The sequence below is a fragment of the Saccharopolyspora endophytica genome (assembly GCF_018070075.1).
Lineage (GTDB): Bacteria > Actinomycetota > Actinomycetes > Mycobacteriales > Pseudonocardiaceae > Saccharopolyspora > Saccharopolyspora endophytica.
Genome location: NZ_JAGPXE010000012.1, coordinates 44,335 through 59,974 on the forward strand (window position 1 = coordinate 44,335; position 15,640 = coordinate 59,974).

At 71.2% G+C, this 15,640-nt stretch carries 14 protein-coding genes and 1 riboswitch; of the genes, 4 read left to right on the forward strand and 10 right to left on the reverse strand.

The window, feature by feature from the left end; translation table 11 throughout:
• Positions 1-19 precede the first annotated feature (19 nt).
• Entirely contained in the window at positions 20-1,045 is a 1,026-nt protein-coding gene (locus tag KBO27_RS24770; protein WP_210972288.1) for an aminotransferase class V-fold PLP-dependent enzyme, read from the reverse strand.
• A gap of 57 nt (positions 1,046-1,102) precedes the next feature.
• Between KBO27_RS24770 and KBO27_RS24775 the strand changes: the two genes are divergently transcribed.
• On the forward strand, positions 1,103-1,513 hold the full coding sequence (locus KBO27_RS24775; protein ID WP_132674733.1) for a YjbQ family protein: 411 nt from the start codon (positions 1,103-1,105) through the stop codon (positions 1,511-1,513).
• A 77-nt stretch (positions 1,514-1,590) separates the two neighbouring features.
• Here KBO27_RS24775 and KBO27_RS24780 read toward each other — a convergent pair whose 3' ends face one another.
• Both KBO27_RS24780 and KBO27_RS24785 read right to left on the reverse strand, forming a co-directional pair.
• The gene (locus tag KBO27_RS24780; RefSeq protein ID WP_210972289.1) at positions 1,591-2,424 is read right to left on the reverse strand and encodes a phosphatidylinositol-specific phospholipase C/glycerophosphodiester phosphodiesterase family protein; all 834 of its coding nucleotides are present in this window, start codon (positions 2,422-2,424) and stop codon (positions 1,591-1,593) included.
• Between the two features lie 81 nt (positions 2,425-2,505).
• Entirely contained in the window at positions 2,506-4,251 is a 1,746-nt protein-coding gene (locus KBO27_RS24785) for a proline--tRNA ligase (protein WP_210972290.1), read from the reverse strand.
• A gap of 803 nt (positions 4,252-5,054) precedes the next feature.
• On the opposite strand from KBO27_RS24785, the gene yaaA reads away from it, so the two are divergent.
• Both yaaA and KBO27_RS24795 read left to right on the forward strand, forming a co-directional pair.
• The gene (gene yaaA / locus KBO27_RS24790) at positions 5,055-5,798 is read left to right on the forward strand and encodes a peroxide stress protein YaaA (protein WP_210972291.1); all 744 of its coding nucleotides are present in this window, start codon (positions 5,055-5,057) and stop codon (positions 5,796-5,798) included.
• A gap of 221 nt (positions 5,799-6,019) precedes the next feature.
• Positions 6,020-7,522, forward strand: coding sequence for a DEAD/DEAH box helicase (locus tag KBO27_RS24795; protein WP_372448877.1), 1,503 nt, complete (start codon positions 6,020-6,022; stop codon positions 7,520-7,522).
• Between the two features lie 300 nt (positions 7,523-7,822).
• On the opposite strand, the gene cobA is transcribed toward KBO27_RS24795, so the two are convergent.
• The 4 genes from cobA to KBO27_RS24815 are packed head-to-tail and all read right to left on the reverse strand — an operon-like array spanning position 7,823 to position 11,596.
• Complete coding sequence (gene cobA, locus KBO27_RS24800) at positions 7,823-9,034, reverse strand: uroporphyrinogen-III C-methyltransferase (protein WP_210972292.1); 1,212 nt, start codon at positions 9,032-9,034, stop codon at positions 7,823-7,825.
• Positions 9,015-9,920, reverse strand: a complete 906-nt coding sequence (locus tag KBO27_RS24805) for a sirohydrochlorin chelatase (protein ID WP_132677994.1) — start codon at positions 9,918-9,920, stop codon at positions 9,015-9,017. Before KBO27_RS24805 ends, cobA begins: the two co-directional genes overlap by 20 nt.
• Positions 9,917-10,528, reverse strand: coding sequence for a precorrin-8X methylmutase (locus KBO27_RS24810; protein WP_210972293.1), 612 nt, complete (start codon positions 10,526-10,528; stop codon positions 9,917-9,919). The genes KBO27_RS24805 and KBO27_RS24810 overlap by 4 nt, the downstream gene beginning before the upstream one ends.
• Positions 10,529-10,543: 15 nt before the next feature.
• Positions 10,544-11,596: a HoxN/HupN/NixA family nickel/cobalt transporter gene (locus KBO27_RS24815; protein ID WP_210972294.1), complete on the reverse strand. Its 1,053-nt coding sequence runs from the start codon at positions 11,594-11,596 to the stop codon at positions 10,544-10,546.
• Positions 11,597-11,675: 79 nt separating this feature from the next.
• Positions 11,676-11,800: riboswitch (cobalamin riboswitch) on the reverse strand.
• Positions 11,801-11,983: 183 nt separating this feature from the next.
• Here KBO27_RS24815 and KBO27_RS24820 point away from each other — a divergent pair.
• Positions 11,984-12,253, forward strand: coding sequence for a DUF1876 domain-containing protein (locus tag KBO27_RS24820; RefSeq protein WP_132686719.1), 270 nt, complete (start codon positions 11,984-11,986; stop codon positions 12,251-12,253).
• Here the strand turns inward: KBO27_RS24820 and KBO27_RS24825 are convergent, their stop codons facing one another.
• The 3 genes from KBO27_RS24825 to KBO27_RS24835 all read right to left on the reverse strand — a co-directional run bounded on the left by KBO27_RS24825 (position 12,254) and on the right by KBO27_RS24835 (position 15,634).
• The gene (locus tag KBO27_RS24825; protein WP_210972295.1) at positions 12,254-12,892 is read right to left on the reverse strand and encodes a LuxR C-terminal-related transcriptional regulator; all 639 of its coding nucleotides are present in this window, start codon (positions 12,890-12,892) and stop codon (positions 12,254-12,256) included. It abuts the gene before it with no gap.
• A complete protein-coding gene (locus KBO27_RS24830; protein WP_210972296.1) occupies positions 12,877-14,658 on the reverse strand; it encodes a sensor histidine kinase in 1,782 nt (593 codons plus the stop codon). The genes KBO27_RS24825 and KBO27_RS24830 overlap by 16 nt, the downstream gene beginning before the upstream one ends.
• Before the next feature lie 121 nt (positions 14,659-14,779).
• Positions 14,780-15,634, reverse strand: a complete 855-nt coding sequence (locus KBO27_RS24835) for a LysR substrate-binding domain-containing protein (protein ID WP_210972297.1) — start codon at positions 15,632-15,634, stop codon at positions 14,780-14,782.
• Positions 15,635-15,640 lie beyond the last annotated feature (6 nt).

The following is a 15,640-nucleotide window of genomic DNA, read 5'->3' on the forward strand; positions in this document are numbered from 1 at the left end:
CGATACCCGGTTGCGCTGATCAGAGCAGTGTGCGGACCGCTCTTTCGACGTCCTCGGCGGTGTTGTAGAGGTGGAACGACACCCTGGCCTGGCCCCCGCGGCTGGCGCAGGCCACACCGGCGGCCGTGAGCTTGGCCACGGCGTCCTCCCCGGCCACCGACACGATCGCCGACCCGGCCGCCGGCATCCCGAGCTCCGCCCGGAACCCGTCGGCCAGGCCGCTGCAGTGCTCGGCGACTCGTGCCAGATCCAGACCGGCCAGCCACTCCATCGACGCCGCCGCGCCGACCTGCGCGAGCCACACGGGCGAGATGTCCAGCCCGCGCGCGTCACCGGACAGCCGCAGGGGCAGGCCGTAGGTGGCCTCCCACGGGTCCTCAGCGGCGTACCAGTTGGCGCTGTGCGGAACGGGTCGCGGCGCGTCGGGGTGGATCGCCAGCCAGGCCGAACCGCGCGGGGCCATCAGCCACTTGTACCCGGCGCCTGCCACCCAGTCCGCCCAGTCGAGCCGCAGCGGCATCCAGCCCGCGGCCTGCGTGACGTCGAGCAGCACGCGGGTGCCGTGCTCCTGCTTGGCCAGCTGGAGCCCTTCGAAGTCGACGATGCGGCCGTCCTTGGACTGCACCGCGCTGACCGCGACGAGATCGAATTCCGATGCGCGCTCGCCGATTTCGTCCAGGTCGACCTCGGTGACGGTGACGCCTCGGTCGGCCTGCGCGGCGAACGGGAACAGCACGCTGGTGAAGTCGTCGGTGGCCACCAGCACGCGCGCGTCGTCGGGCAGGCTGGCCGCGACCAGGCCGATCACCTGAGAAGCGCTGGCGCCGATGGCGACCCGGTCGGCGGGGACGCCGATGAGGCGGCCGAAGGCGCCGCGGGCGGTGGCCACGTGCTCGTCGAAGTCGCCCGGCCGGTCCGAGCCGCGGCCCCAGCGCTCCACCGCCTCGGAGACCTCGCGGACGGCGTCGGTCGGCGGGATGCCGATGCTCGCGGTGTTGAGGTAGCCGTCGGGGACGTCGAAACTCGCGTCGAAAGCCTTCCGCATGACCACCATCCTCGCACCGATCAGGCCTCGGCGGTGATCTCTGCCTACGGTTGGGGCATGCACAGCGAAGAGATCGAGATCCGCACCGGTAGCAGCGAAGTGGTCCGCGATCTGCGCGACGAGTGCCGGCGGTTCCTCAGCTCGGCCGGGGCCGGCGACGGCTTGCTCAACGTGTGGGTGCCGCACGCGACCGCGGGACTGGCGATCATCGAGACCGGTGCGGGCAGCGACGACGACCTGCTCACCGCCCTGCGGGACCTGCTTCCCGGCGACGACCGCTGGCGGCACCGCCACGGCTCGCCCGGTCACGGCCGCGACCACGTGATGCCCGCGTTCGTGCCGCCCTACGCGACGATCCCGGTGCTGGGCGGGCAGATGGCGCTGGGCACCTGGCAGTCGGTGTGCCTGGTGGACACCAACGTCGACAACCCGGTCCGGAAGGTGCGGCTGAGCTTCCTGGCCGGGTGAGGTCGAATTTCGCGCGAAATTCGACCCCGAAACCTTGGTCCCGAATTTCGCGCGAAATTCGACTCCGGCAGAGCCTCTCAGCTGGTCAGGAACTCCTGGAGTCCAGCGAGGTCGTCGGTGTTGATGTGGTCGACGCCGACCTCCTTCAGCACGTTCCACACCGCGTCGCGCTCGGCGCCCGCGCTGTCCGGCGTGGCCCAGAAGCGGACGCGCTGACCGGCGGCGTGCGCGTCGTTGACGATCCGCTCCAGCTCGTCGCGCTCCTCGGCCGGCATGTCGCCGGAGCCGTTCCAGGTGAACACCTGCGTCCAGTCGTCGGAGACCAGCGGAACCAGCGTGGGATCGGCGCCGATCGAGCCGCCGGTGCCGCCGTCGAGGAACGCGTAGCGGTCGGTCTGACCCTCGATGAACTCGGTCGGCTTCTCACCGGAGATCACCACCGTCACCGGTCCTTCGGTGACGGTGCCGTTCTCGTAGTGGGTGAACAGGCCCGCGTACTTGGGGTCGCGCATGATCTCGTCGAGCCGCTTGTAGCCGTCCTCGCCGAAGGTCTTGAAGTCGACCAGCAGCTGGAAGTCGGTGTCGTGGCCCGGGTAGATGCTGCCGCCCCCGACGTTGAGCCGCTCCACCAGCGGGTCCAGGTACAGCGACTCGATGGTCCGGTCGGGGTTGAGCTGGAAGGGGTCGTGGCCGATCAGCAGCGAGTCGCCCAGCGGGTAGATGTCGGCCTCGACGCTGGTGAAGCCGTGGTCCAGCGCGTCCAGCAGCGGACGTTCGTGCAGGTAGTCGTTGTGCGCGTGGGCCTGGGCCAACGGTGCGACGTCGGCGGCCGGTGCGGCGTGGGCCGCGACGGGCGCGACCAGGGTCAGCGCCGCCAGCGCGGGCAGGAGGAAACGTGAGAGGGACCGCATGACAAAGCCTCCGGTGGTGATCAATTGATCACCACCGGAGGCTAGTGCGATCGCCCTGGTCAGGGCGTGCGCTGACGAGATTCAGCCACGCACGACGTCGATCAGGTGCGCCACCGCGTCGTCGGCGGCGACCTCGGTGCGCTCGCCGGAGAGCCGGTCGCGGACCTCCACGACACCGTTGGCCAGGCCCTTGCCGACCACCAGGATCGACGGGATGCCGACCAGCTCGGCGTCAGCGAACTTCACGCCCGGCGAGACCGTGCGGTCGTCGAGGATCACCTGCACGCCGGCCGCGTCGAGCTCGGCCGCCATCTCCTCGGCGCGGGCCCGGACCGTCTCGTCCTTGCCCGCGATGACCACGTGCACGTCGGCCGGGGCCACCTCGCGCGGCCACGCCAGGCCCATCTCGTCGTGGCTCTGCTCGGCGATGGCCGCGACCAGGCGGGACACCCCGACGCCGTAGGAACCCATGGTGATCCGCTTGGGCTTGCCGTCCTGACCGAGCGCGTCCAGCGAGAACGCGTCGGCGTACTTGCGGCCGAGCTGGAAGATGTGCCCGATCTCGATGCCGCGCGCGGCGACCAGCGTTCCCCTGCCGTCGGGCGACGGGTCGCCCTCGCGGACCTCGGCGGCCTCGATCGTGCCGTCCGGCGTGAAGTCCCGGCCGCACACCAGGTCCAGCACGTGGTGGTCGGTCTTGTCCGCACCGGTGACCCACGCGGTACCGGTGACCACGCGCGGGTCGACGACGTAGCGAACGCCGTTCTCCTGCAGCGCCTTCGGGCCGATGTAGCCCTTGACCAGGAACGGGTTGGCGGTGAAGTCGGGCTCCTCGAGCAGCGCGACCTCGGCCGGCTCCAGGGAGGCTTCGAGGCGCTTCATGTCGACCTCGCGGTCGCCGGGCACGCCGATCGCCAGCAGCTGCCACTCGTCCGAACCCGGCTGGCGCGTCTTGACCAGCACGTTCTTCAGGGTGTCCGCGGCGGTGAACTTGCGGTCGGTGTGGGTGTTGAGGAAGTCGACCAGCGACTCGATGGTCGGCGTGCTCGGGGTGTGGTGCACCTCGGCGGCGGGCTTGTCCTCAATGGACTCCGCAGGCGGCGCGGGCGTGACCACGGCCTCGACGTTGGCGGCGAAACCGGATTCGGTGCTGCGGACGAAGGTGTCCTCACCGGTGGGGCTCTCGGCGAGGAACTCCTCCGACGCCGAACCGCCCATCGCACCGGAGGTGGCCGCCACGATCACGTAGCGCAGCCCCACCCGGTCGAAGAGCTTGATGTAGGCGTCGCGGTGCCGCTGGTAGGACGTCGACAGGCCCTCGTCGTCGATGTCGAAGGAGTAGGAGTCCTTCATGACGAACTCGCGGCCGCGCAGGATGCCCGCGCGGGGGCGCTCCTCGTCCCGGTACTTGGTCTGGATCTGGTACAGCATGACCGGGTAGTCCTTGTAGGAGCTGTACTCGCCCTTGACGGTGAGGGTGAACAGCTCCTCGTGGGTGGGCCCGAGCAGGTAGTCGGCGTTCTTGCGGTCCTTGAGCCGGAACAGGTTCGGCCCGTACTCGGTCCAGCGGTTGGACGCCTCGTAGGGCTCCTTGGGCAGCAGCGCGGGGAAGTGGATCTCCTGCGCGCCGATGGCGTCCATCTCCTGGCGCACGACCTCTTCGACCCGGCGCAGCACGCGCAGGCCCAGCGGCAGCCACGAGTAGATGCCCGGCGCGATGCGCCGCACGTAGCCGGCCCGCACGAGCAGCTTGTGGCTCGGCACCTCGGCGTCGGCCGGATCCTCGCGCAGCGTACGCAGGAACAACGTCGACATCCTCGTGATCACGGCTACTGGCTCCTAGTTCGGCCCGATGGGAATACAGGCAGGGTAGCGACCACACCGACCCGCAGTGGTGCGCGGTTGCAGGTGAAGCGGAGCCCCCATGCTCGCGCACCCCAAACAACCAGGTCAAACGAATATCAACCCCCTCCAGGCCCCCACCTGCACCCCCACACCCCACCCGACCAGACCCCACCAACCGTCCTCACACCCCACTCCCCTCCTCACCGCGCACCTGACCGGGAGGTGACCCGATTACGGCCGTATTCAGGTCCCTGATTACGGCGGTATTCCGGGTTCCGATTACGGCGGTATTCCGGGGTCGAGGACGGGAGGACCCGGAAAACTCCCGTAATCAGGGACCTGATTACCGGAGTAATCCGGTCACCTCCGTCGGAAGCCGGGTGTTCGGTTCACACCTTCAGGGAGTTTCAGGTCGGAAAGGGGTGTCGGGTGTATCTGTGGAGCGGGTTCGTTCCTCTCTCCTGGTATGCGAACCCAACGACGTCCGCCCGTCATCGACGAGCTCCCGATCACCGTCTTCCGCCGCTGCGACGCCCGGGCCGCGGGTTTGACGGATGAGCAGATCTACGCCCGCTTCCTCCGCGTGTTCCACGGCGTCTACACCACGCCCACCACTCCGCTGACCCACGTCCTGAAATGCGCCGCGGCCGCGTTGACCGTCCCCGAAGACTCGATCATCACCGGACGACCGGCTCCGCAATCATCTGGACGAGGTCATCGCCGAGGTCGCGGTCGCTCTGGGAGTCCGGTCGGGGGTGGCCGCGTGACCGCTTACCCTGGTGGGCGTGTTGGTTCTGCTTCCTCCTTCGGAGACCAAGGCTGCTGGTGGGGACGGCGCTCCGCTGGAGCTGGCCGGGATGTCGCACCCGGAGCTGAACGAGACCCGTCGCGAACTCGTCGACGCGCTGTCCACTTTGGCCGGTGACGTGCCGCGAAGCCTCGAAGTTCTGGGGATCTCCGAGCGGCAGGTCGACGAGGTGGAGCGCAACGCCGCGCTGTGGTCCTCCCCCACCGCTCCCGCGCTGGAGCGCTACACCGGCGTGCTCTACGACGCCCTGGACATCGGCTCCCTGGAACCGGCGCAGCGCAAGCAGGCCGATGAGCGGCTGGCGGTGGCCTCGGCGCTGTTCGGGCTGGTGCGCGGAACCGACTCGATCCCCGCCTACCGGCTCTCCGGCGGAGGTTCGCTGCCCGGGCTGGGGACGCTGCGCAGCGTGTGGCGCCCGGCGCTCGAACCCGTGCTGGCCGCGACCGACGATCTCGTGGTGGACCTGCGCTCGGGCGCCTACGCGGCGCTGGCGAAGGTCAGCGGTGCCGTCGAGGTGCGGGTGCTGTCCGAGGACGCTTCGGGCAAGCGCAAGGTCGTCAGCCACCACAACAAGTCCCACAAGGGCAGGTTGGCTCGGGCGCTGGCCTGCGCGGCGGAGGAGCCGCGGTCGGTCGAGGACGTCCTGGACGTCGCCTCCGAGGCAGGGCTGCGGGTGGAGCGCGAGGCCGACCGCAAGCTCTGCGTCGTCGTCACGGCCTGAGGAGACGAACAGCACAGCCCGACGCCTGTCCCCCGGACGCCGGGTTCGGTCCGATAGACTGCGGGCTGTCTGCGGCTGGCACTCGGCCGCAATGCGAGCGGCGTCCGCCGCGTTCGCCCACCCATCGGCGCGGTATCGCGCCGGGCTCGTCCTCGTGATCGCCCGCGGAAAGACCCGCGAAGCTCTCCCCGTGACGTGCCTACCTCCGGGGAGTACTTTTCGTGCCTTCTTCTTCTGCCACGCCCGCACGCCGCAGCCAGCCGGGACGTCCGCGACGTCGCCGTCCGCAGGCCAAGGCGCAGCCGGTCAAGCGCAGCCTGTTCGACGAGGTCGGGGTGACGGCCGTCGACCCGGCGCCGTTCGCCGATCTCGGACTGCCCAACCGCCTGGTCCGCGCCCTGCACGACAGCGGCATGCAGGAAGCGTTCCCGATCCAGGCCGCCACCATCCCGGACGCGCTGACGGGACGTGACGTGCTCGGCCGCGGCCAGACGGGTTCCGGCAAGACGCTGGCGTTCGGGCTCCCGCTGCTGGCGCTGCAGACCGAGAGCGCCCGCCCGATGCGCCCGCGCGGCCTGGTGCTGGTGCCCACCCGCGAGCTGGCCACCCAGGTCACCGATTCGCTCAAGCCGCTGGCCAAGGCCCTGGGCCTGTACGTCCGCGAGGTCGTCGGCGGCACCTCCTTCAACCGGCAGGTCGACACGCTGCGACGCGGCGTGGACGTCCTGGTCGCGACTCCGGGTCGGCTGGCCGACCACGTGCGGCAGGGCACCTGCGATCTGTCCGAGGTGGAGCGCACCGCGCTGGACGAGGCCGACCAGATGGCCGACATGGGATTCCTGCCGCAGGTCCGGGAACTGCTCGACATGGTTCCCTCCGACGGTCAGCGGCTGCTGTTCTCCGCGACCCTCGACGGTGACGTGGACAAGCTCGTCGAGCGGTACATGACCGACCCGGTGGTGCACTCGCTGGCGCCGCCGTCGGCCAGCGTGGACAGCATGGAGCACCACCAGTTCCTGGTGTCGGCGACCGACAAGCAGGACGTGCTGGCCCGCATCGCCGCGCGCGAGGGCCGCACCATCATGTTCGTGCGCACCAAGCACCACGCGGACCGGCTCGCCAAGAAGCTGCGCGCCGTCGGCGTGGAAGCCGGTGCGCTGCACGGCGGGAAGGCGCAGAACGCCCGCACCCGCATCCTCGACGAGTTCAAGAACGCCTCGACCAGCACGTTGGTGGCCACCAACGTCGCGGCGCGCGGCATCCACATCGACGACGTGAGCCTGGTGGTGCACGTCGAGCCGCCGGCCGACCCGAAGGACTACCTGCACCGCGCCGGTCGCACCGCGCGCGCGGGCTCCAGCGGCACGGTGGTGACGCTGGTGACCGACGACCAGAAGCAGGCGTTCCGCGCCATGGCGAACCAGGCCGGGGTCAAGGCCATCACGACCGAGGTCCGGCCGCGGGACGCCGAGCTCGCGCGCGTCACCGGCGCCCGCGAACCGTCCGGCACGCCGCTGGCCGCACCGCAGCGCCAGCAGCAGAAGCCCGCGAAGTCGCGTGGTGAGCACCGCCCGCAGCGCGCCCCGCGCGGGACCGAACCGTCCCGCCGAGGCAACCACGGTGGAGGCGGCGCGGGCGGCAACGCGAACCGCAACCGCCGCGGAGCGTCGGGCGGTCGCACGGGCGCCCCGCAGCGCGCTCGCCGCTCCAACTCCCCTCGCTGAACCCCGCATCGCGCGAACGCGGACGACCTCGAAACCCTCGTGGTCGTCCGCGTTCGCGCATCTGCCCGCCCCCGTCACGGGTGCACGATTTCAGTGGAAACCAGGCCCCCCGTTTCAGTTGAAGTTGGGTACCGGGGTTTCAGTGGAACTTGGATCCCCGGCTTCAGTGGAAATCCGGTCCTCGGCTTCAGTGGGGTTCGGGGGTCTGATTTCCACTGAAATCCGTTTGGCGTTGGTGGGTGTTGCTACGTGAAATGCCCCTGGGAGCTCTGCTCGCCAGGGGCACTCCGGGGTCTGCGGTCAGGGTTTGAGGCCGGATACCGGGCCGATGACCACGACCGCGGGGGGTTTGATGTCGTGGGTTCGGACGTCTTCGGCGACCTGGGCCAGGGTGGTCTTCAGGGAGCGCTGGGTTCCGGTGGTGGCTTCCTGGACGACCGCGACCGGGGTGTCGGCCGGTCGGCCGTTCTTGATCAGGACCTCGGCGAACGCCTCGATGCGCTGGACCGCCATGAGCAGCACGAGCGTGCCGCGCAGCCGGGCCAGGGCCTCCCAGTCCACCAGGGACCGCTCGTCGTCCGGGGCGACGTGACCGGAGACCACGACCGCCTCGTGCGCGACGCCCCGGTGGGTGACCGGCACGTCGGCCATCGCGGGCGCCGAGAAGGCACTGGTGATGCCGGGCACCACGGTCACGGGCACACCGGCTTCGGCGCAGGCCAGCAGCTCTTCGAAGCCGCGCCCGAACACGTACGGGTCGCCGCCCTTGAGCCGGGCGACGAACTTGCCCGCGCGGACCTTCTCGATCAGCGTTTCGTTGATCACCGACTGGCTCGCCGAGCGGCCGTAGGGGATCTTCGAGGCGTCGATGACCTCGACGTGCGAGCCCAGCTCCTCCAGCAGCTCGCGCGGCGCCAGGTGGTCGGTGATGACCACGTCGGCCTTGGCGAGCAGGCGCCGTCCGCGCACCGTGATCAGGTCCGGGGCACCGGGGCCGCCGCCGATCAGCGCGACGCCGGGGGCGTGCGGTTCGGGGTGCTCGTCGACCACGCCGGACTGCATCGCTTCCAGCAGCGCGTCGCGAACTCCGGCGCTGCGGCGCGGTTTTCCGCCGGCCAGCACGCCGAGCAGCAGCCCGTCGTGCTCGGCGACGGCGGGGGTGACCGCGCTGCCCTCGGTGGCGTTGTCGGAGCGGACGCAGAACACCCGGTCGCGTTCGGCCTCGGCGCCGACGGCGGCGTTGACCTCATCGGACGAGGTCGCGGCGACGGCGTACCAGGCGCCGTCGAGGTCGCCGTCGCGGTACTCGCGACGGCTCCAGGTGATCTCGCCGGAGTCGGCCAGCGCTTCCACCGCGGGCGTCGCCTGCGGGGCGATCACCTCGACGGCGGCGCCGGCGTTGATCAGCCGGGGAAGCCGTCGCTGCGCGACGGGTCCGGCACCGACCACGACCACGCGGCGACCGGCGAGGTCGAGTCCGGCGAGGTAGTGGTTATCCGTTTGAGTGGCCATGTGCGTGTCCGTGTGCGTGACCGTGCCCGGTCGGGTCGTCAGGGTGGTGGTGCGGCGTCTGCGGTGCACCCAGTTTGTCCTCGAAACCCGGCAGCAGCACCCGGTACGCGCAGGTGTCGCAGTTCATCCGGATGTCGCCGTGCAGGGCCTCGTGGTATCGCTCCACGACGAGGTCGACCAGGGCGTCGCAGTCTCCCAGATATCCGGCGACGTGGAGCGGGAGCTCCGGTGCGGTCTGGGCCCACTCGCGCGCCTGCGTCACGACGCGCTGCGGCAGCACGCCGTCGAACAGGAAGTACGGGGCCACCACGACGCGCTTGGCCCCGAGCTTGCGAGCCCGGTCCAGCCCGCCAGGGACGTCCGGCGATGCCAGGGAGATGAACGCGGTCTCAACCGTCTCGAAACCGCAGGTCTCCTGCAAGAGGCGTGAGACCTTGCACACCTCGGCGTTGGCGTCGGGGTCGGTCGAACCGCGGCCCACGAGAACGACTGCCGTGTCGGCCCATTCGTCGCGCGGGACCTGCTCGGCGATGCGCTCGGCGAGCAGCTCCAGCAGGATCGGGTGCGGGCCGAGCGGGCGTCCGAAGACGAAGGACGTGCCCGGGTGGCGGCGGACTTCGCGTTCCAGCGCGGCGGGGATGTCGCCCTTGCCGTGCCCGGCGGCGACCAGCACCAGCGGCACCGCGGCCATCCGGCGGTGGCCCTTGTCGGTCAGTTCGGTCCAGGCTTCGGTGACCGCGGGGGCGGACAGCTCGATGAACCCGCCCGAGCTGTCGACACCGGCTGCCGACATCCGGGCCTTGAGCCGTTCGAGGAAGGCGTGGAACTGCGCGACGCCTCGTTCGTCCACCGTGCCGTGGCCCACGACCAGCAGCGGTTCGGTCACCGGTTACCTCCAGGTTCTGCCCAGTAGAGCAGGGCGTTGATGGCGGCGGCGGCGATCGCCGCACCACCACGTTCGGTCAGGGTGCTCACGGCCGGTAGGCCGCTGCGCCGCAGTGCGGCCTTGCTGTCCACGGCGCCGACGAAGCCGACCGGGACTCCGACGATCAGCGCCGGTTCCAGTTCGCCGTTCTCGGCGAGCCGGAGAAGTTCGAGGAGCGCGGTGGGGGCGTTGCCGACGGCCCACACCGCGCCGCGCGGGTGTTCGGCCGCCGCGAGCCGCATCCCGGCCGCGGAGCGGGTGAGCCCCTCGGAGGCGGCCAGTTCGGTGACGCCCGGGAAGTCAAGGCCGATGCGGACCTCGCGGGCGGTGATGCCGGAGGCGACCATGCGCACGTCGGTGATCAGCGGTGCACCCGCCAGCAGGGCGTCGCGGCCTTGCCGCAGTGCGGCTTCGTCGGCGACGACCTCACCGGTCCAGCTGGGGTCGGCGGTGGTGTGCACGACGCGTTCGACGACCTCCCGGGTCAGCGGTTCGAACCGGTCGAAGTCGGCTCGTGACCGCATGATCCGGTAGGACTCGGTCTCGATCGGATGGACTGTGCGCCTCATGGTCGTTCCTGTTTCCTATGCGATTTCCGCGCTTTTGCGGGCGGTGAACCGCCACCACGCCGCCGCACCGCCCCAGACCAGCAGGAACAGGCCCAGGGTCAGGTATCCGAGCAGCTCGAACTGGTCCGCGATCGCGGCGACCCCGCCGAGGAAGTCCAGGCCCGATTCGGCCAGGACTCCGCAGAGCACGACGAAGGCGACCAGCGCGGCGAGCCCCACGGTCAGCGCGGTGGTGGTGACGTTGACCCACAGCCGCCGCAGCGGCCGGGCCAGGGACCAGGTGTAGGCGCGGGACATCAGGATTCCGTCCACGCTGTCCACTGTGCACATCCCGGCGGCGAACAGCAGCGGCAGGCTCAGCACGGCGATGGCCGACAGGTTCGCGCCCGGGGTGACCATGGCCAGGACGGTGATCTCGGTGGCGGTCTGCATGCCGAGGCCGAACAGCAAGCCGATGCCGAACAGGTGCCAGGACCGGGCCACGCCCTGCATCCGGCCGCGCAGCACCCGCGCGAGCAGGCCGCGGCGTCCGAGGACGACCTCGACCTCGGCTTCGTCGATGGCGCCGCTGCGGGCGCGGCGCAGCAGCCGCCACGCGTCGCGCAGCACGAGCGCGTTGAGCACGGCGAGGGTGGTCAGCACGGCGACCACGATCAGGTCGACGGCGGTGGCCATGCGCACGCCGGTCTGCTCGGCCCACTGCTGGGCGGCGGGTCCGGCGATGAACGCGACCGCGCAGGCCAGCAGCATCACGACGCTGGCGTGGCCGAGGGCGAACCACATGCCGGTGGACACCGGACGCCTGCCTCGCTGCATCAGCAGCCGGGTGGCGTCGTCGATGACGGCGACGTGGTCGGCGTCGAAGCCGTGCCGCAGGCCGAGCAGGTAGGCGGTGGTGCCGGCGGCGGCGAGGCCTCCGGCGGCGCTGAACGCCTGCTCGTGCAGCAGGTAGGCACCCCAGCCCGCGAGGTGCAGTGCTCCGATGGCGGCCAGCAGGACCGCTGACTTCCGGCGCTCGCGCGCGCCCCAACCGGTGGTGTGCCGGCTCACTTCGGCATCCCGACTCATGGGATCTCCGACCTCCTGGGTTCTCCCGCCCGGGGTTCGGTGGCCGCGCGCCGCGGGTTCGCGGCACGGGGCCGGCGCGCAGTGTCCTGACTCCCGGATCGACGTGGTTCCCCCGCCTTCCAGCTGGTGACAGCCGTGGCGATGGGTGGGGACCACTCCCCGGTCACAGTGGCGGGACCGTCCCGGATTCACACCGGGTTCCTGCACTGTCGGCGACGGTCATCCTTGCCTGATCTACGGTCCGAGGTCAAACCTGGTGAAATCGATCACGTTGCGTGATCTACGGGCTCCTCCCGTCGGCCGTTGCCGCGTTCAACCGGCGCAATCGGGGGTACCCGGTCGGGTGAGCACAGTGCTCCGGCTCGATGCTGCGTCAAGGAGGCCATCATGAACGAGACGCACTCGATCACGCTGAACCTGCAGGTCGTGGAGGCAGGGGCGAAGACGACCGCGGACGTCGGGTTCACCACTCCCGCCGGGCAGGCGCTGCACGGTCACGGCACGGCCCGCAGGCACCCCGACGACCCCGAGGTACCGCAGATCGGCGACGAGATCGCCATCGCCCGAGCCCTCTTCGAACTCGCCCACAAGCTCCTGGACAACGCCTCCAGCGACATCGGAGACCGACTCCACAGGCGCGTCCACCTACCCGCCTGATCAGCGCTTCAGGTACTCCAGGACCGCCAGGACGCGGCGGTTGGTGTCCTCGGCCGCGGGAAGGTCGAGCTTGGTGAAGATGGCGGCGATGTGCTTGCTCACCGCGCCGTCGCTGACGTGCAGCTGCTGCGCGATGGCGGCGTTGGAGCGGCCCTCCGCCATCAGGGACAGCACGTCGTTCTCGCGGTCGGTCAACCGCTGCAGAGGCGTCGACCGGCGGGCGAGCAGCGTGGAGATGACCTCCGGGTCCATCGCGGTCCCACCCGCCGCGACGCGCCGCACCGAGTCGACGAACTGCTCGGCGTTGAACACCCGGTCCTTGAGCAGGTAGCCGACGCCCCCGCTGCCGTCGGCCAGGAGTTCGCGCGCGTAGAGCTGCTCGACGTGCTGCGACAGCACCAGCACCGGCAGCCCGGGGATCGTCGCGCGCGCGGCCAGCGCCGCCCGCAGGCCCTCGTCGGTCTGGGTCGGTGGCAGCCGCACGTCGACGACCGCGACGTCGGGGCGCAGCTGCAGCAGCGCGCGTTCGAGCTCGGGGCCGGTCTCGACGGCGGCGAGGATCTCGAAGCCGTGCGCGGTCAGCAGGGTGCTCAGACCGTCCCGCAGCAGGAACAGGTCTTCGGCTAGGACAACTCGCACGGGATTTCCACCCTCGCTTCGGTCGGTCCGCCGGGCGGGCTGTGCAGCACCAACGTTCCGTCGAACGTACCCAGCCGCCGGCGAATCCCGCGCAGGCCGCTCCCGCGGTCGGGATCCGCGCCGCCCACCCCGTCGTCGGCGACCTCGACGCGCAGCTTCCCGTCGTGGACCAGGCGGACGCGCACCGCGTTCGCGCGGGCGTGCTTGAGGGCGTTGGTGACCAGCTCGCGAGTGGCGAAGTAGGCGGCCGCTTCCACCGCCGACGGACAGCGGCCGGGCAGATCGCCGTCGACCTCGATGGTCACCTCCAGGTCGAGGGCCAGCGCGCGGACCGCGTCCGCCAGGCCCCGTTCGGTGAGCACCGGTGGCCGGATGCCCCGCACCAGGGCGCGCAGTTCCGCGAGCGCCTGCCCGGAGTCGGCCTTGCTCTGCTCCAGCAGCGTGCGCGCGCGGTCGGGGTCGCCGCCGAGCAGCTGCTCGGCGGCGGAGAGCTTCAGCCCGAGCGCGACCAGCCGGGCCTGCGTGCCGTCGTGCAGGTCGCGTTCGATGCGCCGCAGCTCGGCGTCCTCGGATTCGGTGGCATCCGCCCTGGTCCGCGCCAGTTCGCGGACCCGTTGCGCGAGTTCGGCGCGGCGGGTCGGCGCCAGCAGCCGGCGGGTCCAGTGGCCGTGGGCGCGCAGCAGGGGCGGCGCGATCGCCAGCACTCCGACGGCGCAGGCCAGCCCGAGCGGGACCCCGATGAGCGGTGCTTCGACGAGCAGCAGCGCCGGTCCGGACAGCGTCGCCGAGAGGACGTCGGCGCCCAGCAGGAGGCGGCCCCCCAGCGAGATCCACACTCCCCAGGTGAACACCCAGCCCAGCAGGGCGATCGGGAGGAGCAGCAGCGCGGTGACCGGAGTGTCGCCGACCAGCCACAGCAGGTCCCGCCCGCTCGCCGGGTCGGTGATGGCCCGGCGGTAGCGAGCGCGCCACAGCGACGCGTCCGGGGTGCGCTTGAGCGAGCGGCCGACCCGGTAGAGGCCGTCGCTGGTGGGGACGGGCTCGACCACCGGCAGGTACGCCTCGGCGACCGGCACGCCCGACCAGGCATGAGCGAGCCTGCGGCTCCACCCCGCCGCCCGAGCGGCGAGGTCGGCTCCGAGCGGCCACAGCTGGAGCACGAAGAGCACGTGGCTGACCAGGAAGATCACGATCACCAAGGCCGCGACCAGCAGGTTCACCACCGCCAGCGCACCGATCAGCGCCAGCCGCCACAGGTCGCGCAGCCCGCGGACCGCCCAGCGCTGCCGGCCGCGCTCGGTCCGGGTGCCGAGCCGACTGCGCACCCAGCGTCCGTGCAGGTTCAGCGATGCTCGCCCGAACAGCGCGCCGAGCCCCAGAACCGGCCCGATGACCGTGTTGAGCAGGAAGAAGTCGAGATCGCGCCCGGTCGCCGGATCCTCGGCGATCCACTTGACGCGCTGGAGGTAGCGGACCAGGAACGGCCCCCGGTAGAGCACGTCGTCGTGGCGGTACCAGCCCTCGGCGTCGGGCCGCGGTTCCGGAGGTGCGGGCCGGTACGGCTCGTCGACGTCCACGCCGCTCCAGTCCCGGGCCAGCCTCCGCGAGAGCCCGGCGGCGGCGCGACCGCGGCCGATCAACCACTCGCCCGGCCCGAGCAGGCCGAGGGAGATCGTGGTCAGGCCCAGCACGGAGCCGGCGAACAGCAGCGGCCCGGCGAGTCCCAGGAGCAGCAGGCTCGATCCGATCATCAGTCGTCGTTTCACGGCATCGAGTCTTTCCCCCGCACACGGCTCGCACAGTGCTGCTGGATCCCCAGCGGTGGTGGAGCTACCTCCACCACCGGTCGGCTCGCGGACCACCGAACCCCCTGCCGCGCAGTGGTGTTCACGCGACCTCCGCGAGGACGTCGCGGACGACGTGCGCGGCGACCTCGGCGACGTCCAGCGGCAGACCCGGCCTGGCGCGCACCCGGAGCTGAACGGGGTCCAGGCGCGGCAGATCGCGACGCTCGACCAGCCCGGCCGGTCGGGTCTTGGTCGAGGGCAGCAGCGTCACGCCGAGGCCGGCGCGGGTCGCGGCGAGCACGCCGGAGAGGTCGGCCGCTTCGCAGACCAGGTCCGGTCCCCTGCCGAGCGCGTCCATCGCCTCGATCGCGTGCCTGCGCAGCGTGCAGGGCTGGTCGAACACGACCATCGGCAGCGGCCGGTCCTCGGGCGGCGGCTGCCAGTCCGGGGCGGAGAACCACTCCAGCCGGAAACGACCCGCGTCGATGCTGCGGGAGCAGACGGTGTCGTCGATGAGCAGCGCGATGTCGATGCTGCCGCGGTCGACCGAGTCAGCGAGCCGGGCCGTGCGGTCCAGCCGGAAGCGGATCTCGCGGTCCGGGAACGCCGTGCGCATCCCCGAGGCCAGTTCGGGCAGGAGGCGGTCGGCGGCGTGCTCGGTGGAGCCGAACACCAGCGTGCCGCGCCCTTCGGCGCCGAGCCTGCGCACCGCCTCGTCGTGGACGTCGAGGATGCGGCGTGCCTCGGCCAGCAGCAGCTCGCCGTCGGCGGTGAACCGGGCATGCCTGCCTTCGCGGACCACGAGCTTGCGGTCCAGCGCGCGTTCGAGCTTGCGCAGGTGCTGGCTGATCGCGGACTGGGTCAAGTACAGCGCCGCCGCTGCCCGGTGGAACCCGCCGCAGTCGGCGACGGCCACCAGGCTGCGCAGCGCGACGACGTCGAGCACTGCACTCATGCCGTC